Annotated in this window: 23 protein-coding genes and 1 tRNA gene; 8 read left to right on the forward strand and 16 right to left on the reverse strand. The window is 45.8% G+C overall.

The window, feature by feature from the left end:
- Positions 1-20: 20 nt before the first annotated feature.
- From uppS to rpsB, 5 genes are all read right to left on the reverse strand, one after another.
- Positions 21-794, reverse strand: coding sequence for an undecaprenyl pyrophosphate synthase (gene uppS / locus B0G85_RS02190; protein ID WP_100378794.1), 774 nt, complete (start codon positions 792-794; stop codon positions 21-23).
- Between the two features lie 30 nt (positions 795-824).
- Complete coding sequence (gene frr / locus B0G85_RS02195) at positions 825-1,385, reverse strand: ribosome recycling factor (RefSeq protein ID WP_100378795.1); 561 nt, start codon at positions 1,383-1,385, stop codon at positions 825-827.
- An 11-nt stretch (positions 1,386-1,396) separates the two neighbouring features.
- Positions 1,397-2,107 carry a UMP kinase gene (pyrH, locus tag B0G85_RS02200; protein ID WP_100378796.1) on the reverse strand — a complete coding sequence of 237 codons (711 nt, stop codon included), beginning with the start codon at positions 2,105-2,107 and terminating at the stop codon, positions 1,397-1,399.
- Between the two features lie 192 nt (positions 2,108-2,299).
- The gene (gene tsf / locus B0G85_RS02205; RefSeq protein WP_100378797.1) at positions 2,300-3,178 is read right to left on the reverse strand and encodes a translation elongation factor Ts; all 879 of its coding nucleotides are present in this window, start codon (positions 3,176-3,178) and stop codon (positions 2,300-2,302) included.
- Entirely contained in the window at positions 3,178-3,927 is a 750-nt protein-coding gene (gene rpsB / locus B0G85_RS02210) for a 30S ribosomal protein S2 (RefSeq protein WP_100378798.1), read from the reverse strand. The genes tsf and rpsB overlap by 1 nt, the downstream gene beginning before the upstream one ends.
- Positions 3,928-4,183: 256 nt before the next feature.
- On the opposite strand from rpsB, the gene map reads away from it, so the two are divergent.
- Together map and B0G85_RS02220 are read left to right on the forward strand one after the other, a co-directional pair.
- A complete protein-coding gene (map, locus tag B0G85_RS02215; RefSeq protein ID WP_100378799.1) occupies positions 4,184-5,020 on the forward strand; it encodes a type I methionyl aminopeptidase in 837 nt (278 codons plus the stop codon).
- Positions 5,021-5,046: 26 nt separating this feature from the next.
- Positions 5,047-7,623 (forward strand): [protein-PII] uridylyltransferase, encoded by a 2,577-nt coding sequence (locus tag B0G85_RS02220; protein ID WP_100378800.1) that lies wholly within the window; start codon positions 5,047-5,049, stop codon positions 7,621-7,623.
- On the opposite strand, the gene B0G85_RS02225 is transcribed toward B0G85_RS02220, so the two are convergent.
- The 4 genes from B0G85_RS02225 to smc all read right to left on the reverse strand — a co-directional run bounded on the left by B0G85_RS02225 (position 7,612) and on the right by smc (position 14,872).
- Positions 7,612-8,106, reverse strand: a complete 495-nt coding sequence (locus B0G85_RS02225) for an NUDIX hydrolase (RefSeq protein WP_100378801.1) — start codon at positions 8,104-8,106, stop codon at positions 7,612-7,614. The genes B0G85_RS02220 and B0G85_RS02225 overlap by 12 nt on opposite strands.
- A 142-nt stretch (positions 8,107-8,248) precedes the next feature.
- Positions 8,249-10,246, reverse strand: a complete 1,998-nt coding sequence (ligA, locus tag B0G85_RS02230; RefSeq protein ID WP_198508716.1) for an NAD-dependent DNA ligase LigA — start codon at positions 10,244-10,246, stop codon at positions 8,249-8,251.
- A 27-nt stretch (positions 10,247-10,273) separates the two neighbouring features.
- Positions 10,274-11,332 (reverse strand): cell division protein ZipA C-terminal FtsZ-binding domain-containing protein, encoded by a 1,059-nt coding sequence (locus B0G85_RS02235; RefSeq protein ID WP_100378803.1) that lies wholly within the window; start codon positions 11,330-11,332, stop codon positions 10,274-10,276.
- A gap of 18 nt (positions 11,333-11,350) precedes the next feature.
- Positions 11,351-14,872, reverse strand: a complete 3,522-nt coding sequence (smc, locus tag B0G85_RS02240; protein WP_100378804.1) for a chromosome segregation protein SMC — start codon at positions 14,870-14,872, stop codon at positions 11,351-11,353.
- 176 nt (positions 14,873-15,048) lie between these two features.
- On the opposite strand from smc, the gene dapD reads away from it, so the two are divergent.
- From dapD to B0G85_RS02260, 4 genes are read left to right on the forward strand one after another with little or no spacing between them, the layout of a single operon-like run.
- Positions 15,049-15,876, forward strand: coding sequence for a 2,3,4,5-tetrahydropyridine-2,6-dicarboxylate N-succinyltransferase (dapD, locus tag B0G85_RS02245; RefSeq protein WP_100378805.1), 828 nt, complete (start codon positions 15,049-15,051; stop codon positions 15,874-15,876).
- Positions 15,877-15,891: 15 nt separating this feature from the next.
- Entirely contained in the window at positions 15,892-17,043 is a 1,152-nt protein-coding gene (dapE, locus tag B0G85_RS02250) for a succinyl-diaminopimelate desuccinylase (RefSeq protein ID WP_100378806.1), read from the forward strand.
- 20 nt (positions 17,044-17,063) lie between these two features.
- Positions 17,064-17,960 (forward strand): 50S ribosomal protein L3 N(5)-glutamine methyltransferase, encoded by an 897-nt coding sequence (gene prmB / locus B0G85_RS02255; protein WP_100378807.1) that lies wholly within the window; start codon positions 17,064-17,066, stop codon positions 17,958-17,960.
- Positions 17,961-18,008: 48 nt separating this feature from the next.
- The gene (locus tag B0G85_RS02260; RefSeq protein ID WP_100378808.1) at positions 18,009-18,734 is read left to right on the forward strand and encodes a hypothetical protein; all 726 of its coding nucleotides are present in this window, start codon (positions 18,009-18,011) and stop codon (positions 18,732-18,734) included.
- 5 nt (positions 18,735-18,739) lie between these two features.
- Here the strand turns inward: B0G85_RS02260 and radA are convergent, their stop codons facing one another.
- The 3 genes from radA to B0G85_RS02275 are packed head-to-tail and all read right to left on the reverse strand — an operon-like array spanning position 18,740 to position 22,456.
- Positions 18,740-20,104 (reverse strand): DNA repair protein RadA, encoded by a 1,365-nt coding sequence (gene radA / locus B0G85_RS02265; protein WP_100378809.1) that lies wholly within the window; start codon positions 20,102-20,104, stop codon positions 18,740-18,742.
- Between the two features lie 4 nt (positions 20,105-20,108).
- Positions 20,109-20,603, reverse strand: a complete 495-nt coding sequence (locus tag B0G85_RS02270) for a hypothetical protein (protein ID WP_232725900.1) — start codon at positions 20,601-20,603, stop codon at positions 20,109-20,111.
- Positions 20,604-20,614: 11 nt separating this feature from the next.
- A complete protein-coding gene (locus tag B0G85_RS02275) occupies positions 20,615-22,456 on the reverse strand; it encodes a potassium transporter Kup (protein ID WP_232725929.1) in 1,842 nt (613 codons plus the stop codon).
- Positions 22,457-22,713: 257 nt separating this feature from the next.
- Here B0G85_RS02275 and B0G85_RS02280 point away from each other — a divergent pair.
- Positions 22,714-22,790, forward strand: a tRNA-Met gene (locus tag B0G85_RS02280).
- A gap of 237 nt (positions 22,791-23,027) precedes the next feature.
- On the opposite strand, the gene B0G85_RS02285 is transcribed toward B0G85_RS02280, so the two are convergent.
- From B0G85_RS02285 to B0G85_RS02300, 4 genes are all read right to left on the reverse strand, one after another.
- The gene (locus B0G85_RS02285; protein ID WP_100378811.1) at positions 23,028-23,210 is read right to left on the reverse strand and encodes a hypothetical protein; all 183 of its coding nucleotides are present in this window, start codon (positions 23,208-23,210) and stop codon (positions 23,028-23,030) included.
- An 11-nt stretch (positions 23,211-23,221) separates the two neighbouring features.
- Positions 23,222-23,647, reverse strand: coding sequence for a hypothetical protein (locus tag B0G85_RS02290; RefSeq protein WP_157799263.1), 426 nt, complete (start codon positions 23,645-23,647; stop codon positions 23,222-23,224).
- Positions 23,648-23,709: 62 nt separating this feature from the next.
- The gene (locus B0G85_RS02295) at positions 23,710-24,015 is read right to left on the reverse strand and encodes a hypothetical protein (protein ID WP_100378813.1); all 306 of its coding nucleotides are present in this window, start codon (positions 24,013-24,015) and stop codon (positions 23,710-23,712) included.
- Positions 24,006-24,356: a hypothetical protein gene (locus B0G85_RS02300; RefSeq protein WP_100378814.1), complete on the reverse strand. Its 351-nt coding sequence runs from the start codon at positions 24,354-24,356 to the stop codon at positions 24,006-24,008. Before B0G85_RS02300 ends, B0G85_RS02295 begins: the two co-directional genes overlap by 10 nt.
- 310 nt (positions 24,357-24,666) lie before the next feature.
- Between B0G85_RS02300 and B0G85_RS02310 the strand changes: the two genes are divergently transcribed.
- On the forward strand, positions 24,667-24,903 hold the full coding sequence (locus tag B0G85_RS02310) for a helix-turn-helix domain-containing protein (RefSeq protein ID WP_100378816.1): 237 nt from the start codon (positions 24,667-24,669) through the stop codon (positions 24,901-24,903).
- Positions 24,904-24,929 lie beyond the last annotated feature (26 nt).

The following is a 24,929-nucleotide window of genomic DNA, read 5'->3' on the forward strand; positions in this document are numbered from 1 at the left end:
GCGAGATTAGGCTTAGATATTTAAATGGCATCGCTCATTGGCTGAGTGGCCAACTGTGCACTTGTACGACCAAAACGACGTTCGCGCTGGCTAAACCATTTAAACGCTTGATGAAGTTGCATCTCATCAAAATCAGGCCATAAGGTATCCGTGAAATATAACTCGGTGTAAGCAAGTTGCCACAACAGAAAGTTGCTGACCCGCTGTTCGCCACCGGTGCGAATGAATAAATCTGGCTCAGGGGCATATGCCATCGATAAATGGGGTTGCAGCAGTTCTTCTGTAATTTGATCGGGCTGCAAATCAGGGTTACCCTCCAAGCATTTACGCATCGCCTGCAAAATATCCCAGCGGCCACCATAGTTCGCTGCAATGGTCAGCGTTAAGCCCTTACAAGCAGCCGTTTTTTGCTCAGAAAATTGCACCATCTCTTGAATGCTGTCATCAAAGCGGCTTAAATCACCGATGAGTCTGAGGGAGATATCGTTCTCAGCTAGGTGTGACACTTCGCTTTTCAAGGACCTCAAAAAAAGCTTCATCAAAAAACCCACCTCTTCGGGTGGCCTACGCCAATTCTCAGAGCTAAAAGCAAAAATAGTGAGGTACTCGACCCCTAGTTTTCTGCACTCTTGAACTACTTTACGTACCGCACCAAGACCTTCGGAATGACCTGCCACACGCGGCATAAATCGCCGACTAGCCCAACGCCCGTTACCATCCATGATGATAGCAACATGTCGAGGAATTGCACTTACCTCAGGGACAACTTGAGTTGAGCTAATATGCCGGGTCATCAAGATGGATTAAAAAGATCTCATTGACGACTAAACCGTCATGATCTCTTTTTCTTTTTCCGAAACAAGCTTATCAATGTCGATCACTGCACGATCTGTCATCTTCTGAATCTCGTCGGTTGCACGGCGCTCGTCATCTTCGGAAATTTCTTTATCCTTAGTCAGTCGCTTAAGGTGCTCGTTAGCGTCACGACGGAGATTGCGCACGGCAATCTTCGTATCTTCACCTTCATTTTTAACCACTTTAGTTAAATCACGGCGACGCTCTTCCGTTAATGCAGGCATTGGAACGCGAATAATTGTTCCTTGTGATGCTGGATTTAAACCTAAGTCAGAATCCCGAATCGCTTTTTCGATCGCACCTACCATTGTCTTTTCAAATGGCTGGACGTTGATTGTCCTTGCATCAGCCAAGCCTAAGCTAGCCACTTGACTCAAAGGCGTTGGATTGCCGTAGTAGTCAACTTGAATGTGTTCGAGAATCCCCGGGTTAGCACGGCCAGAGCGAATTTTTGCCAAATTAGATTTCAAAGCCTCGAGAGACTTCTGCATCTTTTGATCGGTGTTTGTTTTAATTTCTACTGCGGACATCAAGCCTCCTATTAAACGTGAACTAAAGTGCCTTCTGGCTCACCTCGCACCACGCGCATTAAAGCGCCTGGCTTGAGAATCGAAAATACTTTGATTGGTAATTTACGGTCACGACACAATGCAAAGGCAGTAGCATCCATGACTTGTAGATTTTTGATGAGCGCCTCATCAAAAGTAATTGTTTTATACAGAGTAGCGGTAGGATCCTTCATCGGATCTGCACTATAGATGCCGTCCACTTTAGTTGCTTTAAGCATAATCTCCACGCCCATCTCTGCACCACGTAATGCCGCTGCTGTATCGGTAGTAAAGAATGGATTTCCTGTTCCGGCAGCAAAGATGACTACCTTGCCTTCACTCAACGCACGAATTGCCCGGGGACGAATGTATGGCTCTACCACTTGATCCATTCTGAGGGCGGATTGAACGCGCGCCTCAATCCCTTTTTGACGCAAAGCATCTTGCAACGCAAGGGAGTTCATCATCGTGGCAAGCATACCCATGTAATCAGCAGTAGCGCGATCCATCCCTGCAGCTCCACCGGCTACACCGCGGAAGATATTGCCTCCACCAATCACGATTGCCAACTCAACACCGCTCCCGACCACTTCAGCAATTTCTTTCACCATTGAATCAATGGTGACTGGATTGATACCAAAAGCATCATCACCCATGAGGGCCTCACCAGAGAGCTTTAAGAGAACACGTTTGTAGGCTGGCATCGTTTTATTTTCCGTAATTTGCCAAGCAACATACTTGCTCAGCTTATTGATCTTTAAGTAGTTTTTAATACTCTGCCCGAATTATAAAGGGCTTACTGCAGATCAAACAAAAGGGCATGGAAACCGAAGATTCCATGCCCTTTTGAGCAATACAGACTTCACTGGGTGCAACCCAGCAAAATAGACCCTTGATTAAGCGCCTTTGGCAGCAGCTACTTGCGCAGCTACTTCGGCAGCAAAGTCATCTTGACGCTTTTCAATACCCTCACCCACAACATACATCGTGAAGCCTTTAATCGTTGTATTTGCAGCTTTAAGCATTTGCTCAACAGTTTGCTTGTCGTTCTTAACAAAAGTTTGATTCAATAAAGAAACCTCTTTGAGGTATTTCTGAATAGAACCTTCAACCATTTTCTCAACGATCTCGGCAGGCTTGCCAGATTCTGCAGCTTTTTGAACGGCAACACTGCGCTCAACAGCAATCGCTTGCGCTGGCACATCAGCAATCGACAAAGCCACTGGCTTCATCGCAGCAATGTGCATTGCCACATCTTTTGCAGCAGTCTCATCGCCCTCGTACTCAACCATCACACCAATACGCGTGCCATGAAGGTAGGAAACCAATTTACTACTGCCAGAGAAACGCTTAAAACGGCGCGGCATGATGTTTTCACCGATCTTACCGATCAATGCACTACGAATGACGTCTACCGTAGAGTCGTTCAATGGCAAAGCAAGTAAGGCTGCGACATCAGCTGGATTCTTCTCGGCAATCAACTTAGTACATGCGCTAGTAAAGGCTAAGAAATCATCGTTCTTAGAAACGAAGTCAGTCTCACAGTTCACTTCAAGCAAAGCCCCAGAAGCACCGTCAATATAAGAAGTCACAATGCCTTCAGCGGTAACGCGGGAAGCAGCCTTACCAGCCTTACTTCCCAACTTCACACGCAGAATTTCTTCAGCTCTAGCCAAATCACCATCAGCCTCAGTTAAGGCTTTCTTGCACTCCATCATCGGGGCATCAGTTTTGGCGCGTAACTCGCCAACCATTGCAGCGGTAATAGCGGCCATTATTCAGCTTTCCCTTCTTCAACAAGCTCTTCTTCGCCTTCTTTGATGGCGGTCAACACAGCTTGAGTAGAGGCGGCCTTACCCTCAAGAATCGCATCAGCGATACCACGAGCGTACAGCAAAACGGCTTTACTAGAGTCATCATTACCAGGAATAATGTAATCAATACCTTCAGGTGAGTGGTTGGTATCTACAACAGCGATCACCGGAATACCCAGCTTGATAGCTTCAGTAATAGCAATCTTGTGGTAGCCAACGTCCACTACAAAAATAGCATCTGGAACACCATTTAGATCCTGAATGCCGCCGAGTGCCTTTTGTAATTTGTCGAGATCGCGATCATTGGTCAAGGCTTCTTTCTTAGAAAGCTTTTCCCAATCGCCTGCTTCTTTAGCAACAGCCATATCTTTTAAACGCTTCAAAGAGCCTTTAACAGTTTTGAAATTGGTGAGCGTACCGCCCAACCAACGGCTATCGATATAAGGCATTCCAGCACGAGTCGCTTCTTCAGCAATGATCTCGCGCGACTGACGCTTGGTACCAACGAATAAGATAGTTCCACGATTAGCAGCAATTTGTTTTGCAAACTTCAGGGCATCCTGAAACATTGGCAATGTTTTTTCCAAATTGATAATGTGAATTTTGTTGCGATGGCCGAAAATATAAGGGGCCATTCTTGGGGACCAGAAACGGGTTTGGTGACCAAAATGGCAACCGGCTTCAATCATTTGGCGCATTGTTACTGACATAACATCTCCTAAGGGTTTTTTCTAAGATTAAGCCCTAGCTGCGCTAAAAAACGCCACCCTGGAAGGCCTAACCTGCGATTTCAGTCCAAAAACGGTACTGATTTATAAATTATAGCTTAAAGATCAAGGGCCTGGCCAACGTAGCCCAGCAACATCAGTTATAAACCCAACCTTAAACACGCCAAAATGACACACTTGCCCATTAATTGAGCATTCAAGATCTCCCAAAAAATGCCAAGTCGTTGATAATCGAGCTATGAATAGTGTATTTACAGCCGAAAAAGACATCCAAGGGATGCGCGAAGCTGGCCGCCTAGCCAGTGAAGTTCTCGACCATGTCGCGCCCCATGTCAAAGTGGGCGTCAGTACAGCAGAGCTAGATCAGATTTGCCATACTTACATGCGGGATGTTCAAAACACCATTCCGGCACCATTGAATTATCAGCCACCAGGCTATCCACCATTTCCAGCCTCTATTTGCACTTCAGTAAATGATGTGATTTGTCACGGCATTCCTGGAGAGAAGATTTTAAAAAGTGGGGATGTTGTTAACCTAGATATCACTGTGATTACCCCGGGCGGTTACTACGGCGATACCAGTCGTATGTTTATGGTTGGCGAGGCTTCGGTACTGGCTAAACGTCTCACCCAAATTACCTTTGAATGTATGTGGCTGGGCATTGCCCAAGTCAAGCCCGGTGCATCGCTGGGTGATATTGGTCATGTTATCCAAACGCATGCTGAGAATGCCGGTTACTCAGTAGTGCGCGAATATTGCGGCCATGGTATCGGCCAAGTCTTTCATCAAGACCCACAAATTCTGCATTACGGTAAACCTGGTACTGGTGAGAAACTAGAGATGGGCATGACTTTTACGATTGAGCCCATGATTAACGCAGGCCGCCGTGAGATTCGAACAATGCCAGATCAATGGACTGTAAAAACAAAAGATCGCAGCCTCTCAGCACAATGGGAACATACCTTGCTAGTCACTGCAAATGGTGTTGAAGTGCTCACTTGGTCAGACGGCAGCAATCCTCCACCAGATTGCGTGAAAAATCTTGCCTTCAGACCAAGCCTCATCAGCGCTTAATAAGCGCTCAATAAACGCTTAATCACATGATTGCCGACATAGCAGGTTTAAAAGCAGCGCGTAAATCCGCCTATATCGATTTTCGAGAGCATCAAGCAGTTGGCAGGCTCACAAAAAAATTATGCAAGCTGAGCAATGAATTACTGATTAATCTTTGGAACACGTCTGACCTCAAAACAGATGCAGCATTGGTTGCAGTAGGCGGCTTTGGAAGGGGCTCTCTTTTCCCCTACTCTGATATTGACATCTTGATTCTGCTACCTGCAGACAAGAAATACTTTGAAGATGTATTGGCATCGAAAATTGAAAAATTCGTAGCGCAATGCTGGGATACTGGCCTTGAGATTGGCTCGTCGGTTAGAACGGTAGCTGAATGTATTTCAGAGTCGGAGCAAGATATTACTGTTCGCACCTCTCTTTTAGAATCAAGACTCATTTGCGGTAAAAAGTCGCTCTATCAAGAATTTAAATCGGTCTATCAAAAAACCTTAGACCCGAAATCATTTTTTCAAGCGAAATTAGCTGAGCAAATTCAGCGACACTATAAGTATCAAGATACCCCTTACTCATTGGAGCCAAACTGCAAGGAGAGTCCAGGGGGCTTACGTGATCTGCAAGTCATCTCCTGGGTTAGTAAGGCAGCTCACTTGGGCAATACTTTTAAAGATCTTAATATTGCTGGTTTAATTACGCAGCGAGAGCTTACAGAACTCAATCGCAATCAACGCTTTCTTGAAACACTGCGTGCAAATTTACATTTACTAGCTGGTCGTAGGCAAGATGTGCTGGCCTTTGACTTGCAGGCTCCGTTAGCAGCCATGATGGGGCTTGAAGAAGAATCCTCAAGACTTGCTAGTGAAGCCATCATGCGTCGCTATTACTGGGCAGCAAAGGCCGTCACGCAGTTAAATGATGTCTTGCTCCAAAACATTGAAGCGCTACTTTTTCCTCAAGAATCTAAAACCACGCATACTATTGCTGGCGAGGGTAATGCTGGTTTTATTGAACGTCAAGGTGTCTTGGATATTACTGACCTACAACTCTTTGACAAACATCCAGAGCAGATTCTTCGTACCTTTTTGGTATTTGCGCAAACTGCTAACGTAAAGAGTCTATCAGCCAATATTTTTAGAGCGCTGTACAACGCACGCCAAAAGATGGACAGCGCGTGGCGTAAAGACCCAGCCAATCGTGCACTCTTTATGCAGATTCTTCAAGAACCAGATGGTGTGAGTCGAGCCTTCCAGCTGATGAATCGCAGCAGCGTATTAGGGCGCTACTTACCCGCTTTCAGAAAAATTGTTGGGCAAATGCAGCACGATCTATTTCACATATACACAGTCGATCAACATATTTTGATGGTCTTACGTAATGTGCGACGCTTTATGGTGGTCGAGCATACCCATGAGTTCCCTTTTTGTAGCAGCCTGATTGCCAACTTCCAAAAACCCTGGCTCCTGATCGTAGCAGCACTGTTTCATGACATTGCGAAGGGACGAGGAGGCGACCACTCCGCCCTGGGCAAAGCTGATGTCCGCCAATTTGCTAAAGACCACGGTATAGACAGGACCGATACTGAACTCTTAGTTTGGCTAGTAGCCGAACATTTGAACATGAGCCAGTTTGCTCAGAAGCAAGACATCAGCGATCCGGAGGTCGTTCAAGCTTTTGCCCAAAAGATGGGTGACGAGCGCCATCTTACTGCGCTTTACCTACTCACAGTCGCAGATGTCCGAGGTACTAGCCCTAAGGTTTGGAATGCCTGGAAGGCGAAGTTACTGGAAGACCTTTATCGAGCCACTCTCAGAGTATTGGGTGGAGCCAAGCCAAATGCCTCATCAGATCTCGCACTTCATCAAGAGGAGTCCAGGGCGCAGCTTCGACTCAACGGTATTGAAGATACTAGCTATGATGACCTTTGGGGGAAATTGGATGTGGCTTTCTTTTTACGCCAAGAGGCGTCTGATATTGCCTGGCTTACCCGACATCTATTTGATAAAGTCGACAGTGCTATTCCAGTGGTACGCGCCAAACTCTCTTTACATGGAGAGGGTCTACAGGTCGCAGTCTACGTTAAAGACCAAGAGGATCTGTTTGCTCGAATTTGCGCTTACTTTGAACGTCATGGCTTCTCAATTTGGGATGCCCGCGTTCATACAACGCGGCATGGCTATGCTTTAGATACCTTCCAAATTTCGGGGAGTAATTTAGTGGATGAAGGTGGTAGTTATCGCGATTTAATTACCTTAGTAGAATACGAACTCACTGAAGCTTTACAAAGCAACAATCCCTTGCCTCTTCCCAGCATGGGACGTCTCTCTAGACAATCCCGCACCTTCCCAATACAGCCGCGAGTACACATGATGCCTGACGAGCGAGGTCGCTACTATGCTCTGTCAATCTCAGCAAGCGATCGCACAGGATTGCTCTATGCCATCTCTAGAGTACTAGCAAAACATCACGTTTCGCTACACACTGCGCGTATCAACACTCTAGGTGAGAGAGTAGAAGACGTCTTGTTAGTTGATGCTGCCAACTTGAGTAAAAATCCAAAGCTACAAATTCAGTTAGAGACTGAGCTCTTAGAAACTTTAGGTACGTAATTTCTCGAGGGCTCGTCTTACACGGCTATTCTCAACAGCATCAAAAGCAATCCATGCTTGCTCCATCTTTTCTGTTGACGTTTTTATCTCCAGAACACGCAGGCTAAATAAGAGGTCAATATCTAAATGCTCACCCTCGCCTTTTTGAGGATTAGCGGGAATCATGTGAAGGTCAATATCCAGAGGAGTATTGGAGTCAGGAGCATCTGCGACACATACCACCCCTGTTTCCTCATAGACTTCACGGATAGCAGCATCGATGGGCGTTTCTCCAACATCAATATGACCCCCCGGCTGAAACCACTCCTTAATGTATGGATGAAAGATTAATAACACCTTTTCTTCATGAATAACCAAGCCACTAGCCGTTATATGACCATGTGTGTTGTTTCGTGCAAAAGGGTTTAAAGAATTCAAAATTCCGTGAGCTTTAGCTGTAATCTCAGGATTCATTAAAGATAGATCTAATTTTGTAAAACCCATATTAGATTTATTCCTATGCAAGACCTATTATCAAAAATATAGCCATTAGTAAAATCGAGGTTATCCATAAGCAGTCTGGGCAACCAAACCCTTCGCTGAAGAAGAGATACCGAAAACCTGCAATATAGGCAGGAATTTTTTATTACTTCAGCAGCTCCAGCATAGCTGCCTCATCTATCACAGCAATACCCAGTTCTTCTGCTTTTGTGAGTTTGCTACCGGCGTCTGTTCCCGCCACAACATAGTCTGTTTTCTTAGAGACCGAGCCTGCTACTTTAGCCCCTGCTTTCTCAAGTAAGTCTTTTGCTGCATCCCGTGTCAGCATTGGAAATGTCCCTGTTAATACAAAAGTTTTGCCAGCGACTGCTGCGCTGATTACTTTCTCCTCAACCGAAAGCTGCATGCCAGAGGCGAGTAATTGCTCAATGACCTCCCGGTTATGAGGCTCCTCCATAAAGCTAGTAATAGAATCCGCAACTACTGGACCAACATCTTTGACCATCAGCAGATCATCGAGTTGAGCCTCCATCAGCGCATGCATGGATTGGTAGTGATTAGCCAAATCTTTAGCTGTAGTCTCACCCACATGACGAATACCTAAAGCAAAGATAAATCGGGCTAGGGTCGTTTTACGAGATTGATCAATTGCGGCAATCAAATTATCGGCAGACTTCTCACCCATGCGCTCTAAATTGGCTAAGGCGGTAAAGCCTAAGCGATAGAGGTCTGCGGGGGTTCTTACTAGATTTTGATCGACTAGTTGATCGACAATCTTCTCACCCAAGCCTTCGATGTCTAAAGCGCGTCGATGTGCAAAATGTATTAAGGCTTGCTTACGTTGCGCTTGACAGAATAAGCCGCCGCTACAACGTGCAATTGCCTCGTCAGCCAGTCGCTCGATATGAGAATCACATACGGGGCACCTTGTAGGCATCACAAATTGTCGTGTATGTACCGGTCTGCGCTCTAGAACTACAGAAACTACCTCTGGTATAACATCGCCTGCACGGCGGACAGAGACAGTATCCCCAATCCGCACATCCTTACGCTTGATCTCATCTTCATTATGCAAAGTGGCATTGGTTACAGTCACTCCACCGACCTCTACAGGAGATAGTCGAGCGACAGGGGTAATTGCTCCAGTTCGCCCTACTTGAACGTCAATACCCAAAACAATTGTTAAGGCCTCTTGAGCTGGAAATTTATGTGCCAAAGCAAATCTGGGTGCTCTTGAAACAAATCCTAGTTGAGTCTGTTCAGCAAAAGAATTGACCTTATAAACTACGCCATCAATGTCATAAGGCAGAGCATCTCGCTTGGCACCGATCTCGTTATAGAAGCTCAGAATTTCTTCTACAGATTTCAGTACACGCCGCTCAGTACACACCGGTAAACCTAGTTTGACATAAGCATTCAGTAATTGCTCATGAGTTGAAGGTAACCACGATACTGGCTCTAAAGCACCAAGGCCATAAGCAAAGAAAGACAGTGGGCGCTTAGCAGTAATTTTAGAATCGAGTTGTCGCAGGCTACCAGCAGCCGCATTACGAGGATTGGCAAATTCCTTCTCTCCGCGTGCAGCTGCTTGTTGATTCATCTTCTGAAAGTCTTTAAGGTACATAAAGACCTCGCCGCGCACTTCTAAAACCTCAGGAATATTCTCGCCGATGAGTTTTAAGGGTATGGCGTGAATAGTTTTGATGTTGGCGGTAACATCTTCACCACTTGCACCGTCACCACGTGTTGCGGCTCGAACTAAAATACCGCCTTCATAGCGAAGTGAAATCGCCAATCCATCAAACTTGAGCTCCCCAGCGTAATCTACTTGACTGATTCGAAGCCCTTCGCGACAACGCCGATCAAAGGCAATCAGCTCAGTCTCTTCAAAGGCATTATTTAAAGATAACATCGGTACAACATGGGTAACGGAGTTAAATTCTTTTAAAGCGCTGCCTCCCACTCGCTGAGAGAGGGAGGCAGGCGTAATCCATTGCGGATGCGCCAGCTCAATGTCTAGCAATTCTCGATATAAATGATCATATTCGCTATCGGGAACAATGGGGTTATCCAAAACGTAGTAAGCATGCTCTAAGCGTGCCAGCTCGGATTGCAAAAAAGCGTAGCGATCCGCTAAAGACATCGGGCTAGAGAAAGCCAAGATAGTTACCTAGCTAAAAAGTCTGCTGGCGGTAGAAGATCCCGCCAAAACTCCGCCCTTTTCAAGATTGGCATACAAACCATCGAGATGCTGACGAATACTGATTACAGCCGCAGCTGTCAAATTAATTCCATTGTCATCCACTATGCGACCATGTGCCGCCTGAGCAATCTCAACGCCCTCTTTGAGCATGCGCTCAAATGCCCTCTCACCTACATCAACCAAAGGAACTTCAAGTAATAAAGTCACTTGTTTTACTGCAATATTCGGATCTAATTCAGCGCAACTAAAAATAAGCTTATTGTTGCTAAAAAATTCATAGCTTCGACCGCCTCTCGCTAACTTAAAACCATGCTGGTGCATTAATAAATCGAAGTTAGCCCAAGGATAGGCGTCATCAAACAGCACATTAATGCCGAGCTGGATATCACTTTCTGCCGCCAATGTATCTAAATCTTTAGCGCTCTCAAGCATTGTTGTCACGCTGGGCATATCAATTTGAGAGTCCAGCATTTCTGCCAAAGCCTGCGCTCTTGAGCAAAAGTTGGATAGCTCTAAGACGCCGATGGGACCACGGCGGCTTGCCAATTGAATGGCTAATTGCAGCTCCGTGTAAGAGGCCTCTGCATTCAATATCTCCCAATTTGCAACCGCATCGGTATCGTAGTGAAGGCCTTCGCACATCCAACGTGCATCAGACTGGGTCGCATTAAGACGCCAGGCATCAATTTCGGAAAGGATTTCAGCACCGCTAATCGCTTGATCGAACCGCAGTGAAATGACACAGTCGATCCTCGGATCAATAGAAAATATCTCTGGATTAAGATCACCAGATAGCATCGAGATCGCTGTGTTAGACCCCAATAAATCCTCTGCATCGCCATCAGGAAGGCTCTGCCCAAAAGAGGGCTCACGAGCAAAACGATCACCTGCGGAAGGCTCATCAAAACTAGCAGCCTTGCGACGAGCTCGGGCATGCTTTACATTGAACCCTACTATCGCCACCAACAGTAATACACCTATAGCAGCCAAAGCGAACTGCAAGTCAGACAAACCAAGCATTGTCATGATTTGCTCTATATTCACTTAAGCTGCCTCCACCATTGATACCGCAGAAGAAATATCCACCGCAACAATGCGAGATACGCCCTGCTCTTGCATGGTCACTCCGATAAGCTGGTGTGCTATTTCCATCGTAATTTTATTATGAGAAATAAACACAAACTGGGTCTTATTTGACATTTTGGCAACCATCTTGGCATAACGCAAAGTGTTGGCATCGTCTAATGGAGCATCAACCTCATCGAGCAAACAGAACGGCGCTGGATTGAGCAAAAAGAGAGAGAACACTAAGGCAATTGCCGTGAGGGCTTTTTCACCACCGGATAGCAGATAGATTGAACTATTTTTCTTGCCTGGAGGCTGTGCCATTACTTGCACACCAGAGTCTAAGATTTCGTCGCCGGTCATGACTAGCTCCGCATGTCCGCCACCAAAGAGCTCAGGAAATAATTTACCAAAATGCAAATTCACCTGATCAAAGGTGCCTTGCAAAAGATCGCGGGTTTCCGCATCAATCTTTGCAATCGCATCAGTCAAGGTCTGCATCGCCTCGTTTAAGTCAGCAGTTTGTGCATCTAAAAACTGCTTACGTTCTCGCGAACTCGAAAGCTCATCTAGGGCGGCCATGTTTACTGGTCCCAAAGCCAAAATCTCCGCACTTAAACGAGTGACATCGCTTTGTAATACACCCACCTTCAGATCCGAACTAAAACTGGACTCTAGAGCAAGTAAATCAGCCTCAGCATCTAAGAGTAAAGTTGCAAATTGCTCAAAGTTCAAGCGCGCTGCTTGCTCTCGTAACTGCAAATCTACTACCCTATCACGCATAGGCTGGAGACTTCGCTCAATTTGCATACGCGCCTCATCAGCCTGGCGCAGTTGGTGCAATACCGCATCTTGTTCCGTACGCGCGTTGGACAACAAAGCTTCACGCTCACTGCGAGTCAACAATAAACCTTGTAATTTTTCTTGCGCTTGCTCATCACTCAACATCTCAAGCTCTTGCTCCGAACTTGCTTGTTTGTCCTGAATCTCCATAATCTGCACACGTGCAGTGCTTTGATCGCGCTGAAGATCAACAATGCGCTGTTGTAATGAGCGGGTTGCAAATGCCGCCTCTTGAGCCGACATCTCCGAACTACGTAAGGACTCTCGTAAATGATCGCGCTCTTGAGTTGCTAACGCTAACTTTTCCTGGGCCATTGCAAGATCATCTTGCAAGCCCTGCTTAGCCTCTTCTGACTCGATTAATTGGGCAGCAGCTTCTTCTTGCGTTAGCGCAAGTTGCTCGATCTGTTGAGCTAACTCCGTCAACTCACCCTGAATTTGCTCTGCACGTTGACTGTATTTTTCTTCCGCCTGAGTCAGCTGCATTCTTTCTACTTCGAAACCATGCACCTCTTGCACAGCTTGCTCAGCATAAATACGGGTTTGCTCGGCAGATTGGTGTGCGGCTTGATAATTAGATGCGCATTGATCTAGCTCACCTTGTAACTCACTTTGAATGAGTTGTTGTGCCCGCAATTGCTTCTCAAGACCTTCCATCTCTTGAGCGCGCGCCAACATGCCAGCCTGCTCAGAGTCTGCAGCATATAGCTGAACACCTACACGACTAACTAGATGGCCCTGTTGGGTGACAAGTGCGCCACCAGCCGGTAATTTTTCACGGCGATGCAGCGCATCTTCCAGAGAATCGGCAATGTAAATCTTATCTAGCCACTCTTGTAATACTGCAGCAACCCTGGGAGCTCCTGCACTTTGAACCCGCGTGAGTAATGGAACAAAGTCAGCTGGAGCAGCAGTATGTGCTGGAGCAATCTCATCCGCCAACAAAATGGCTAAGCGACTGGGTGGTGCATCGTTGGCTAGTGCCAGTGTTTCTTGTACGCTTTTGGCAGTCACTGCAGCCAAGCGCTCGCGCAAAACAGACTCAAGAGCGGCCTCCCAGCCAGTTTGAACTTTTAATTCTTGCCATAGGCGCTTACTTTCCTTTAGGCCCTTACTCTCAAGCCACGGACCAATCTTGCCTTGAGCTTGAACGCTTGCCTGCAATGCTGTTAAGGCTGTCAATCTAGCCTCAGTTTGTGCCAATTCTTGATTAGCCAGCTGAATTTGCTGTTGCGCTGTGTTGCGCGCCTCGTCTGCAGCGGGAACACGTTGTTGTGCCTCCCCTGCTTTTTGCTTTGCTTCATCTACCTTGCGCTGAGCCATTGCGTGACGATCTATTGCCATCGTCAATGCTTCCGCATCCGGTCTACGCATACCCGATAACTCTGACTCAAGACGGGCATCACGCCCTTTGAGCTCCTCTAACTGAGTTGTAATTGCTTTAGCGCGCTCACCTAAACTAGCTAATCGCTGATCGATCGTTGCCAACTGTTCACGAGCATCATTCAGATCACGCGCATTGAGTTGGTAGGCCTCTTCACGACCCGGCATCTGCTCTTGTAGGCCGGCTAAATTAATTAATAGCGATTGTTCAGTCTGTGCAGCTAAAGCAAGCTCTTGCTCAGCAGAGCGCTGTGCTTGCGCAGCATCTGTTTCTTGTACAGTCCAACGCTGTAATTGCGCTTGTAGTTCTTGGGTTTGTTGCTGCAAACGCTGACGCGCTTCTTGCACATACCGAATCTGAGATTCCACCTGGCTTACATCAGAATTGGTTTGGTACAACTCACCTTGTGCTAAAGACACCCGATCTTGTAAAGCGTACTGCTCTGTACGCATAGTCTCAAGCTCGGTTTCTGCATGGCGCAACTTTGCAATTTGCTCTTCCAGGCCTACCTGGGTTTCACGAATACCGTTTGCATGACGCTCCTGCTCTTTACCAGACTCTGTTTGACGTACAAACCACAAAAGCTGTTGCTGTGACTTCATTTCCGTAGAGAGGGCGGCATGACGCTCGGCTACAGTAGCCTGTTTTTCTAAGCGGTTTAGCTGTTGATCAAGCTCACGAACGATATCTTCAACACGCACTAAATTCTCTTTAGTGTCCTCTAGGCGCGAAGCCGTCTCTTTGCGACGTTCTTTATATTTAGAAACACCAGCAGCCTCTTCCAAGAACACGCGCAACTCTTCGGGCTTTGATTCCAAAATACGGTTGATAGTGCCCTGCCCGATGATGGCGTAGCCTCTTGGACCCATACCTGTACCCAAGAAAATATCCTGAATATCTTTACGACGAACAACCTGATTATTCACGTAATAGCTAGAGTTACCATCTCGCGTTAGTACTCGCTTGACACCTAACTCGGTAAAAGCACTCCACTGCCCTTGAGCACGCCCATCTGAGTTATCAAAAATAAGTTCAACACTGGCACGCCCTGAAGGCTTGCGTAAACCAGAGCCGTTAAAAATAACGTCTTGCATCGACTCGCCGCGCAATTCACTGGCACGTGACTCACCCAGTACCCAGCGGACAGCATCAATAATGTTTGATTTTCCACAGCCATTCGGACCCACAACACCAATCAACTGACCTGGCAGCTCAAAATGGGTTGGATCGACAAATGACTTAAAACCAGAAAGTTTGATAGATTTAAGTTGCACGGCGTACTTTGCAGGGTAAAAAGAGGGTGAAGTAAGGGGTAACTAAGCTGATACTAATACTAAGAAGATGATAGCAAGCTTGAGTATCTAAGCACGGGTTTTTGCCTCCCCGATATAATGATTCATGTACATTCAGGGGTAAAACCCCTTAACAATCTGATAGTTAACCGAAAAGTATGAGCCAAACACCACAAAGCATCATCGAACAAGCCTGGGAAAACCGGGCTAACCTATCCCCAGAGGCCGTTTCTGGAGAAATCCGCAATGCCGTAAATGCCGTCCTTGAGGGCCTCAATACCGGCAGTATTCGGGTAGCTGAGCGTCAAAGTGTGGGTAAATGGGAAGTAAACCAATGGGTCAAAAAGGCCGTTTTGCTCTCCTTCCGCCTAGAAGATAACAAAGTCATGGGTGCTGGCGGATATACCCAGTTCTACGACAAGGTGCCCAGCAAATTCGAACATTACACCGCAGAAGACTTTGCAAACGGCGGTTTTCGTGTAGTGCCTCCAGCGATTGCTCGTCGAGGCTCGTTTATTGGTAAAAATGCTATTTTGATGCCTTCCTACGTCAATATTGGCGCCTATGTCGGAGAAGGCACCATGGTTGATACTTGGGCTACGGTTGGTTCCTGCGCTCAAATTGGTAAGAACGTGCACCTTTCTGGTGGCGTTGGCATTGGCGGTGTTTTGGAGCCAATTCAGGCTGGCCCAGTCATTATTGAAGATAACTGCTTTATTGGCGCTCGCTCAGAAGTGGTTGAGGGCGTAGTTATTGAAGAGAACGCCGTTCTTTCAATGGGCGTCTATATTGGCCAGAGTACAAAAATTTATGACCGCGAAACTGGTGAGGTCCATTACGGCCGCGTGCCTGCTGGCTCTGTAGTGGTTCCCGGCTCCTTGCCTTCCGCTTGCGGTAAGTACAGTCTATATGCTGCCATCATTGTGAAAAAAGTTGATGCTCAAACTAGAGCTAAAACGGCTATTAATGATCTCTTGCGCGACTAATCTAAGCTAAATCTAATGAGTGCCACCCTCGAACTAACAGAAGCCCTAATCGCTTGCCGCTCGGTTACCCCAGCAGACGGTGGCTGTCAGGATCTTATTGCCAGCCGACTACAGGCGATTGGCTTTCATACGGAGAGTGTGGTCAGCGGTCCCGAGAATTTTCAGGTAACCAACCTTTGGGCCATTAAAAAAGGCACTGCCGGAGATCAAGGTGTAGTGCTGATGTTCGCCGGCCATACCGATGTTGTTCCTACCGGACCCCTAGAGAAATGGACAAGTGATCCGTTTACCCCCACTATCCGCGATGGCATGCTGTACGGACGTGGTGCGGCGGATATGAAAACTTCTCTGGCAGGGTTTGTCGTAGCGACAGAAGAATTTATACTGACGCATCCCAATCATAAGGGCACGATTGCATTTTTGATTACCAGCGATGAGGAAGGTCCGGCCAATGATGGAACAGTCATCATGTGTGAGCGTCTGCAAAAACAGGGGCAACGCGTGGATTACTGCGTTATTGGTGAACCCACCTCAGTTGATCAACTAGGCGACATGATTAAAAATGGACGCCGCGGCTCCCTCTCTGGTAAGTTGCGCATCAAAGGGATTCAAGCGCATATTGCCTATCCGCACCTTGGAAAAAATCCCATTCACTTATCTGCGCCAGCGATTCAGTCTTTAGTTGAAACAGAGTGGGATCAAGGCAATCAATATTTTCAACCAACCAGCTTTCAGATCTCCAATATTCATGCAGGTACAGGCGCCAACAATATTATTCCCGGTGAATTGGCATTGGATTTTAATTTCCGTTTCTCAACAGAGAGTAAGCCCGAAGAGTTGCGTAGTCGCCTAGAAAATATTTTGAGCACTGCCGGTCTTGACTTTACTATTGACTGGACTCTTGGTGGAAGCCCCTTTATTACTGGCGATGGCGCTTTGGCTGGTGCGCTGCGTAAAGCCATTCAATCTGAAGTGCATATTGATACTGAGCTATCTACTACCGGCGGGACAAGTGATGGACGCTTTATCGCAAAAATCTGCAAGGAAGTAGTAGAGTTTGGGCCACTGAATGCCACTAGCCACAAGATAGATGAATGCGTCATTGTTGATGATGTGGTGCCACTCAAAAACATTTTCCGCAACACGCTTGAACAGCTAGTCGCTTAATTCACTTTATCCTTCTGATCATGGACCCTGACCCTTCTCAACTTCCGACGCTGGATCAATGCATTAACCAAGTTGCAACACTACTAGAGGCTGCTGACCTACATTATGGTCATGGTGCCATAGATGCCCAAAGTGAAGCCTTATGGATTGCTAGTAAACAACTTGATTTGAGCCCTACTGTTGCCCTGGATCATTTAGAGCAAGTGCTGAGTGCCGAACAGCTTGCTCAATCACTGGAAATTACTCAAACCCGTATTCAAACTCGTAAGCCACTAGCTTACATTTTAGGTGAAGCATGGTTAATGGGTGTGCCTTTTTACGCCAGCGAACAGAGTATTGTTCCGCGCTCATGGATTGCTGAATTGATTGTGGATGGCTCATTAGAGCCTTGGCTACCAGCCGATGGCAAGGCATTGGATCTGTGCACGGGTAATGGCTCCTTAGCAATATTACTGGCCTTAGCCTGCCCTGATATTCACGTCAGTGCATGTGATGTTAGCCTACCCGCATTAGCGGTAGCTGCTCGAAATCTAGATCGTCATAAGCTAAACACACAAATAGAGTTATTTAGCGGAGATCTCTGGGATGCATTGCCTGAACCCTACGATGGCAATCGCTTTGATCTCATCATCTGCAATCCGCCTTACGTCAATACCCACTCGATGAATGCTCTTCCTGCCGAATACCATGCAGAACCTGCACTGGCATTGTCTGGTGGTGACGATGGGATGGACCTCATACGGCGAATTATTGCTAATGCCCCAGACTATCTTTCAGAGCGCGGCGCCATTCTGATAGAGATCGGCAATGAGTATGAGTACTTTAAGAAAGCCTTCCCCCAGATTCCCGCTATTTGGATGGAGATATCTGCTGGAGATCAGCAGGTACTGTTAATTCAGGCGGAAGATCTGCATTAATTCCAGAGATTGGCGTCTAGCTAATCTCGCCTAAATAAGATAATTCCGATGAAAATTAGAATAATCATATTGCTTCTAATACTACTAAAGTTATCCAATAGCTTCGCTGGGGAAGCAGTAGATTCCTTCATAGATACCGCACAATACGATGATGGTGACAAGATTCCATACCTACAAACCGCTGTCGGCTCCACATTACCTAAGTATGTTTTGATAATGATGCCCGGTGGAAACGGCATCATGAACATTAAAAAGAATGCAGATGAAACAATCTACTTCCAAAGCGGAGGAAATTTTTTAATTCGCTCAAGGGGTCTTTTTGCTGACGATGAATTCAGAACCATCAGCATCGATGGAGATCGAAGTATCAAGCGTATGCGCATAGTAATAGCTGACCTTAAATTAAAATTCCCGAATGCCAAGATTTATATTGTTGGAACTAGTCGCAGTACTTTAGCGACGATGCATCAATCAGAAAATATGGATGGTGAAGTTAATGGGTTTATTCATACTGCATCCATGGGCTCGATTAGCGGACTAGATACTAGAAAAAGTAAGAGTAAAAATCTCATTGTTGCCCATAAAAATGATGGCTGTAGACTGACTCCAGCATCCTCCTCTATTGAGAATCACGATACCTACGGCACAGATTTAATTCTGATGGAGGGGGGAATTAGCGAAGGTGACCCCTGTCAAGCTTTTGGCCATCACGGCTTTAATGGCATTGAAAAAGAAACCATACGAAATATAAAAGCCTGGATAAAAAAATCCTGAGCGCTTTAGCTTAATTCTGCCGCCGCTGAAATCGCCTGATCGATACGTTCAACTGGAATAACTGTTAAGCCAGCAATTTTTGCCTTGGGCATATTGGCCTTCGGAATAATGGCAATTGTAAAACCTAGTTTTGCGGCCTCTTTTAAGCGTTCTTGACCTCTAGGACATGGACGAATCTCGCCGGCTAAACCTACCTCGCCAAACACAATCAGCTCTTTCGGAAGTGCCTTATTACGAATCGAGGATTGAATGGCCAGTAGCACCGCTAAGTCAGCCGCCGGCTCTGATATCTTGACCCCACCCACCGCATTTAAAAACACATCTTGATCAAAACAAGCAACACCAGCGTGGCGATGGAGTACTGCTAAAAGCATTGCTAAGCGGGCTTGATCCAAGCCAACTGCCAGCCTTCTAGGATTCGGTATGTGTGCGGTATCTACCAGCGCCTGAATCTCTACTAGCAGAGGACGACTACCCTCTTGCGTTACTAAGACGCAAGCACCAGGCACCATCTCAGCATGTTGCGATAAGAAGATGGCTGACGGGTTAGCAACCCCACGCAAACCCTTCTCGGTCATCGCAAAAACTCCCAGCTCGTTGACCGCACCGAAACGGTTTTTAATTGAACGTACCAATCTAAAAGAAGAGTGAGTATCACCTTCAAAATACAAAACAGTATCAACAATATGCTCAAGTACTCTAGGGCCCGCAAGATGACCATCTTTGGTCACATGACCCACCATCAATACACAAATACCGCTAGATTTAGCGGCTCTCGTTAATTGCGCAGCACACTCGCGAACTTGCGCTACGGAGCCTGGCGCAGAACTCAACGCATCAGAATATAAGGTCTGTATAGAGTCGACCACTAACACCTGTGGCTTCACGGTATCCATAATGGCTAATAGTTTCTCTAGCTGAATCTCTGCTAATACTTCTAACTGTGGGGCATTTAATGCAATACGTTTTGCACGCAATGCAATTTGAGCGGCAGACTCTTCTCCGCTGCTGTAAAGCACATTCATACCCGCAGCACTCATCTCTGCTAAGGCTTGTAGTAGTAAAGTGGACTTTCCAATACCAGGATCACCACCAATTAAAACGACACCACCGGGGACTAAACCACCACCAAGCACCCGATCAAACTCCTCCACACCTGTACTAAAGCGCGGTAAATCTTCAGCGCTTATAGCTGACAGTTTTTGACGAGGCAAAGATTGGGCTAAGCCCTGAAATCGAGAATTTGAACTTACTTCAGGCACGCCCTCCTCGAGGGTGTTCCACTCCTGACAAGCGGGACACTGTCCTTGCCACTTTGCAGAAGTACCACCACAAGACTGACAGATATAAACGGTTTTAATTTTGGCCAAGGTATTAGTCGAGCTGAGTGCCCGCTTTGTTTTCTTGAGCGCGCTTAGGGGCATCCTGGCGCCGCTTCTCTAAATCCGCTGCACGAGCTGCGGCTGCTTTTTGTTTTTCATCAAACTCTTGTTGATTGGCTTTGCGCTCAGCTGCTTTTTCAGCGGAAGCCCGCTCAGCAATCTTTGCGGCATCTCGCTGGTCTTTAATACTAGTTCGCAATGCCCGCTGAACTGTATGTAACTCAAGCTCTTGAGCGCTGATAGGGTCAATTTCTTTACGATATTGCGTGCGCGAGTCTCTCAGGCAGCTGTTCACCCAGTAGCGCTGATAACACTCAGTATTGGCTTTATCCCAGCGATACTTTGCCCAATCACGCTGTAACTCCAACTCACCCTCAATTTTGTTGAGCTGCTCTAGCTGAGCCTCCTCTGCAGGCGTAGCAAATACAGAGCCACAGAAGGCGCAAGAAAAAATGAGCGCCTGAAAAGACAAAATCAAGCGAAGCACGATGAATCCCCTCAAATTTCCACCTTAGCGCCAAGCTCAACCAAACGATTTGCAGGAATCTTAAAGAAGTCTGATTGACGACCCGCATTTTGATACATCCAGCAAAATAAGCGCTCACGCCATAAAGCCATTCCTGGGGCTTCAGTGGAAACAATGGTGTCGCGCGATAGAAAGAAAGAGGTATCCATTAGGTTAAAAGAAAGCCCTGAAGACTTTTCAATTAACTCGATAATCTTGCCCATATCCGGCGTCTCATTAAAGCCATAAACAGCACGCACAACATAAATTCCATTACCAAGATCGCGTAGTGTGATGCGCTCATCATCTTTCACATAGGGTACATCCCAAATACTAACCTTTAGAAAGAATACCCGCTCATGCAGCACATGGTTATGTTTGAGATTGTGCAAAAAAGATACCGGTAAATAGTCTACATGTGCCGTCAGGAATATGGCAGTGCCCTCTACTCGATGTGGCGGATTTTTCATTAATACTTCGATAAAACCCTTAAGCTCTATACCCTCCTCAACAGCTCGCTTACGGAGTAGCTGACGGCCCTGATACCAGGTCATTAACAGCAAGAAGCAGGCGGCACCCAGCAATAATGGGAACCACCCTCCTTCCATAATTTTTAGCAGGTTTGCAGTCAAAAAAGCCAAGTCCACTATTAAGAATGCACCAATTACCAAGGTGACTAGTATTGTGTTCCAGCGCCAAACTACCCTCATCACGATAGCCGCTAAAAAAGTCGTCACAATCATGGTTGTTGTGACTGCAATACCGTAGGCTGCAGCTAAATTAGCCGACTCTTTAAAAGCTAGCACCACTGCAATGACAAGTACTAACAATGTCCAGTTCACTATGGGCATATAGATCTGACCAATTTCACGATCGGACGTATGGCGAACTTTCATGCGAGGAACAAAGCCCAGCAAAATCGCCTGGCTCGTCATTGAAAAAGCACCTGATATAACTGCTTGCGATGCAATTACAGTTGCCAGTGTTGCGAGAATCACTAAAGGCAAGACCAAAAATTCTGGGACCATCAAAAAAAATGGATTAGAAATCGTTTCTGGATTGTCAAGGAACATGGCTCCTTGACCAAAATAGTTCAACATCAAACAAGGCATCACTACAAAGAACCAACCCATTCGGATAGGCTTGATGCCAAAGTGCCCCATATCCGCATATAAAGCCTCCGCACCAGTTAATACCAAAAAGACAGCGCCAAGAACAATAAAACCCTGTAAGGCATGCTCAATTAAAAACTGAATGGCATACATTGGGTTTATTGCCGCAAGAATAGCCGGATTTTGAATGACCTGATAGAGACCCATCAAACCGATTGCTGCAAACCAAAGAACCATGATGGGTCCAAAAAGCTTGCCCACTACTTCGGTACCTGTCTTCTGGATCAAAAACAGAGCAGTCAAAATGACAATCGTTAACGGAAGAATAAATCGCGTCAAATCTGTCGAGATCACCCCTAAGCCCTCAACCGCAGATAGAACTGATATCGCTGGCGTAATAATGGCATCCCCATAAAACATGCAGGCGCCAAAAACACCCGCCATGATGATAAGAAGTGAGCGCTTTGAATTGGCTGGGGTTGTACGTAAGGCTAGAGCCATTAAAGCTAAGATGCCACCCTCACCGTGATTGTTCGCACGCATAACGAATAGAACGTACTTTAAAGACACAACAATCGCGAATGCCCAGAACACCATGGAGATCACACCATAAACAGCATCTGTAGAAAAAGGAATACCATGCTCCGTACTAAAACATTCCTTTAGCGCATACAGAGGGCTAGTTCCGATATCACCAAAGACTACGCCAATAGCAGCGAACATTAGAGAAACTGAAGCCCCTTTTCCATGCGATTGATCCCCGCGAGAGATGTCCACTGGCCTAAGCAGAGATGATTCTGAAAATTCAGGATTACTGACCGACATAAACAACTCTTTTCATGATGTTGGGTAGCAACATGTTACTCCTTATGCGGTATGACTCAGAGTTGAATTTCACCCATAAATTTGCTTCTTTTTTACTCTAATTACAGGAATATCTCGACAGGCACTGTCAAAAAATGCTAGAATAATGCTTCAGACGCGGGGTGGAGCAGTCTGGCAGCTCGTCGGGCTCATAACCCGAAGGTCGTAGGTTCAAATCCTGCCCCCGCAACCAGTATATATAAGGCTTCTAGGTCAATCGGCTTAGAAGCCTTTTTACTTTTCTGAAGTGTCGTAGACACATCGTAGACAAATTTGTGTAATACACACCTACTTTGCCCTTCGATTCCGCCTCTCAAACTCAATAGCTTCATCAAGAATTATCTTTTGGCGTTCTTTTTCTTGAGCTTTGTTGATTAATTCTTTGCCTGTAATTACCTTACTGTCTTTTAGAAGGCTCTCAAGGGTAGGCTTACTCTTCTTCTGGGAATCGCTCATAGGTTGTTCCTACAGGTTCAGGATTTAACTTGCTCGCCCTTCTTAGGGCATTTCTTTTCTCATCCTCTTGAAACTCTTTCCTCCATGCTTTGAAGTCCTCCTCGAGAGAGGTAAGCGGTTTGGGATTTAATTTGGCGAAAAATTCAATATCGTTCATTCTATTTTTTCTTATTGAAGATTTCTTCTACCAGTACTCTGTCCGTTTTGGTCGTAGTAATTAATCGTATTACCATTTTGAACTGCTCTACCAGTGCTTTGGCCGTTTTGATTGTAATAGTTAGTGGTGTTCCCGTTTTGCTCAGCCCTTCCTTGGCTCTGCCCGTTCTGGTTGTAGTAGTTCGTTGAGCTGCCTTGCTGAATTGCTCGACCTTCAGATTGACCGTTCTGATTGTAGTAATTGGTTGAGTTTCCCTGCTGTACTGCTCGACCTTGGTTTTGACCATTTTGGTCATAGTAACTAGTCGTATTGCCCTGCTGGGTAGTTCTACCCTGACTCTGCCCATTTTGGTTATATAAATTTGTATTGTATTGGGCTGCTACGCAAGTGTTAAATCCTATCAAAACCAGAGCTGCCATAAGAATTTTATTATCCATAATCCACACCTTTAATTTGTATGTTTGGAGACTAACGCAATAATTCCATTGAATCTATACTTTTACCACCCCTTAACTGTTGGCGGCTGGGGCGGCTGTCTTGGGGTATTTATCACAGTGTTTGGCTGCATAGGCGTTGGAGTGGCAGTATTCGAGCCTTGGTATGCGCCATTTGGTGAATAGTAGTTTGTCTGCCCATTGTCAGTTTGTGATGAGCCTATATTTTGACCTTGAGCGTTATAGGTACTGGTAACCCCACTTGGAGATGTTTGACTGTAGCCTTTGTATTGTCCATTGGCATCATAGATAGCCTGAGCAAAGCAATTAAATGAAATGAAGAGAAACAAGCAGGGTAGCTTTATTTGCATGGAAAGGTCTTAATTAATTTCTTCATTAAAAATAATTCAACTGGCAAATCAAGATAGGCTTTATTAACCCCGGTAGATTGGGATTCGATATCAGCTAGCTCAGCATTGAGTAACTCAAGATAATTTTGACTATTTAAAGACATTACTCTAGTTTGGCAAAAAAGAGGCTGGCGTTTTTGTAACTCTAACTCTGTATTTGCCCAACCAAATCCAGTTCCCACGGCCGATAAATACTGAGTCATCTCTGAAGAGGACTTCATTTTTTTATAGTCTTTTACGGTGATTTCAGCATAACTTGTAAAAGGATAAAGGCAGAAAATTAAGACTGCAATAAGTTTCATTTTTTATAAGCTCCCTTTTCACACCAGTATTTAGTGGATACATTAGGTTGACTCTGAAATAGCTGCGCTGCAATTTGGCAGTTATCTTGGTTGTATGTTTTGAATTTGGCATCCCTAGAGTCATCTGAATCAAAGGTAGCAATATGGATTCTCAATTCAGGAAGGCCAACTCCCGTCCTATACAGCGTATAAATATCATCATTACCACATGCAGTAAGACTAAGTGTGGCTAATATAGAAATTAAAAGTATCTTCATTTGGGTATCTTATCCCGTGGCACTATATCCATCAAGCCCAGATTATTGGTGGTATGGCAAAACCCTCACCAACGCATGCAGGAAACCCTGTTTTAGTTAAATTAGGGGGTTCAATTAAGGCCATCAGGGAGGCAAAAGGACTTTCCCAGGAGTCTGTTGCCTTAGTTAGTGGAATAGACCGCTCTTATTTTGGTGGCGTTGAGAGGGGTGAGTACAATGTTGCTGTCATAAACCTTGAAAAAATAGCTGTAGCACTAGGGGTATCCCTAAAGGATTTATTCAAAAAGTAGCCCCAATATTCATAAATGTATGGGTA

This window comes from Polynucleobacter brandtiae (genome assembly GCF_002797575.1).
Lineage (GTDB): Bacteria > Pseudomonadota > Gammaproteobacteria > Burkholderiales > Burkholderiaceae > Polynucleobacter > Polynucleobacter brandtiae.

Excerpts from the sequence above, each read along its gene's own strand:
- B0G85_RS02310 (WP_100378816.1), top strand. The coding sequence starts at position 24,667 with ATGGCAAAACCCTCACCAACGCATGCAGGAAACCCTGTTTTAGTTAAA.
- B0G85_RS02285 (WP_100378811.1), bottom strand. The coding sequence starts at position 23,210 with ATGAACGATATTGAATTTTTCGCCAAATTAAATCCCAAACCGCTTACC.
- map (WP_100378799.1), top strand. The coding sequence starts at position 4,184 with ATGAATAGTGTATTTACAGCCGAAAAAGACATCCAAGGGATGCGCGAA.
- B0G85_RS02290 (WP_157799263.1), bottom strand. The coding sequence starts at position 23,647 with ATGGATAATAAAATTCTTATGGCAGCTCTGGTTTTGATAGGATTTAAC.
- prmB (WP_100378807.1), top strand. The coding sequence starts at position 17,064 with ATGGACCCTGACCCTTCTCAACTTCCGACGCTGGATCAATGCATTAAC.
- B0G85_RS02300 (WP_100378814.1), bottom strand. The coding sequence starts at position 24,356 with ATGAAACTTATTGCAGTCTTAATTTTCTGCCTTTATCCTTTTACAAGT.
- B0G85_RS02220 (WP_100378800.1), top strand. The coding sequence starts at position 5,047 with ATGATTGCCGACATAGCAGGTTTAAAAGCAGCGCGTAAATCCGCCTAT.
- dapD (WP_100378805.1), top strand. The coding sequence starts at position 15,049 with ATGAGCCAAACACCACAAAGCATCATCGAACAAGCCTGGGAAAACCGG.
- uppS (WP_100378794.1), bottom strand. The coding sequence starts at position 794 with ATGACCCGGCATATTAGCTCAACTCAAGTTGTCCCTGAGGTAAGTGCA.
- rpsB (WP_100378798.1), bottom strand. The coding sequence starts at position 3,927 with ATGTCAGTAACAATGCGCCAAATGATTGAAGCCGGTTGCCATTTTGGT.
- ligA (WP_198508716.1), bottom strand. The coding sequence starts at position 10,246 with ATGTCTTTAGCGGATCGCTACGCTTTTTTGCAATCCGAGCTGGCACGC.
- B0G85_RS02225 (WP_100378801.1), bottom strand. The coding sequence starts at position 8,106 with ATGGGTTTTACAAAATTAGATCTATCTTTAATGAATCCTGAGATTACA.
- frr (WP_100378795.1), bottom strand. The coding sequence starts at position 1,385 with ATGTCCGCAGTAGAAATTAAAACAAACACCGATCAAAAGATGCAGAAG.
- tsf (WP_100378797.1), bottom strand. The coding sequence starts at position 3,178 with ATGGCCGCTATTACCGCTGCAATGGTTGGCGAGTTACGCGCCAAAACT.
- dapE (WP_100378806.1), top strand. The coding sequence starts at position 15,892 with ATGAGTGCCACCCTCGAACTAACAGAAGCCCTAATCGCTTGCCGCTCG.
- B0G85_RS02295 (WP_100378813.1), bottom strand. The coding sequence starts at position 24,015 with ATGCAAATAAAGCTACCCTGCTTGTTTCTCTTCATTTCATTTAATTGC.
- pyrH (WP_100378796.1), bottom strand. The coding sequence starts at position 2,107 with ATGCCAGCCTACAAACGTGTTCTCTTAAAGCTCTCTGGTGAGGCCCTC.
- B0G85_RS02275 (WP_232725929.1), bottom strand. The coding sequence starts at position 22,456 with ATGTTCGCTGCTATTGGCGTAGTCTTTGGTGATATCGGAACTAGCCCT.
- B0G85_RS02260 (WP_100378808.1), top strand. The coding sequence starts at position 18,009 with ATGAAAATTAGAATAATCATATTGCTTCTAATACTACTAAAGTTATCC.
- B0G85_RS02235 (WP_100378803.1), bottom strand. The coding sequence starts at position 11,332 with ATGACAATGCTTGGTTTGTCTGACTTGCAGTTCGCTTTGGCTGCTATA.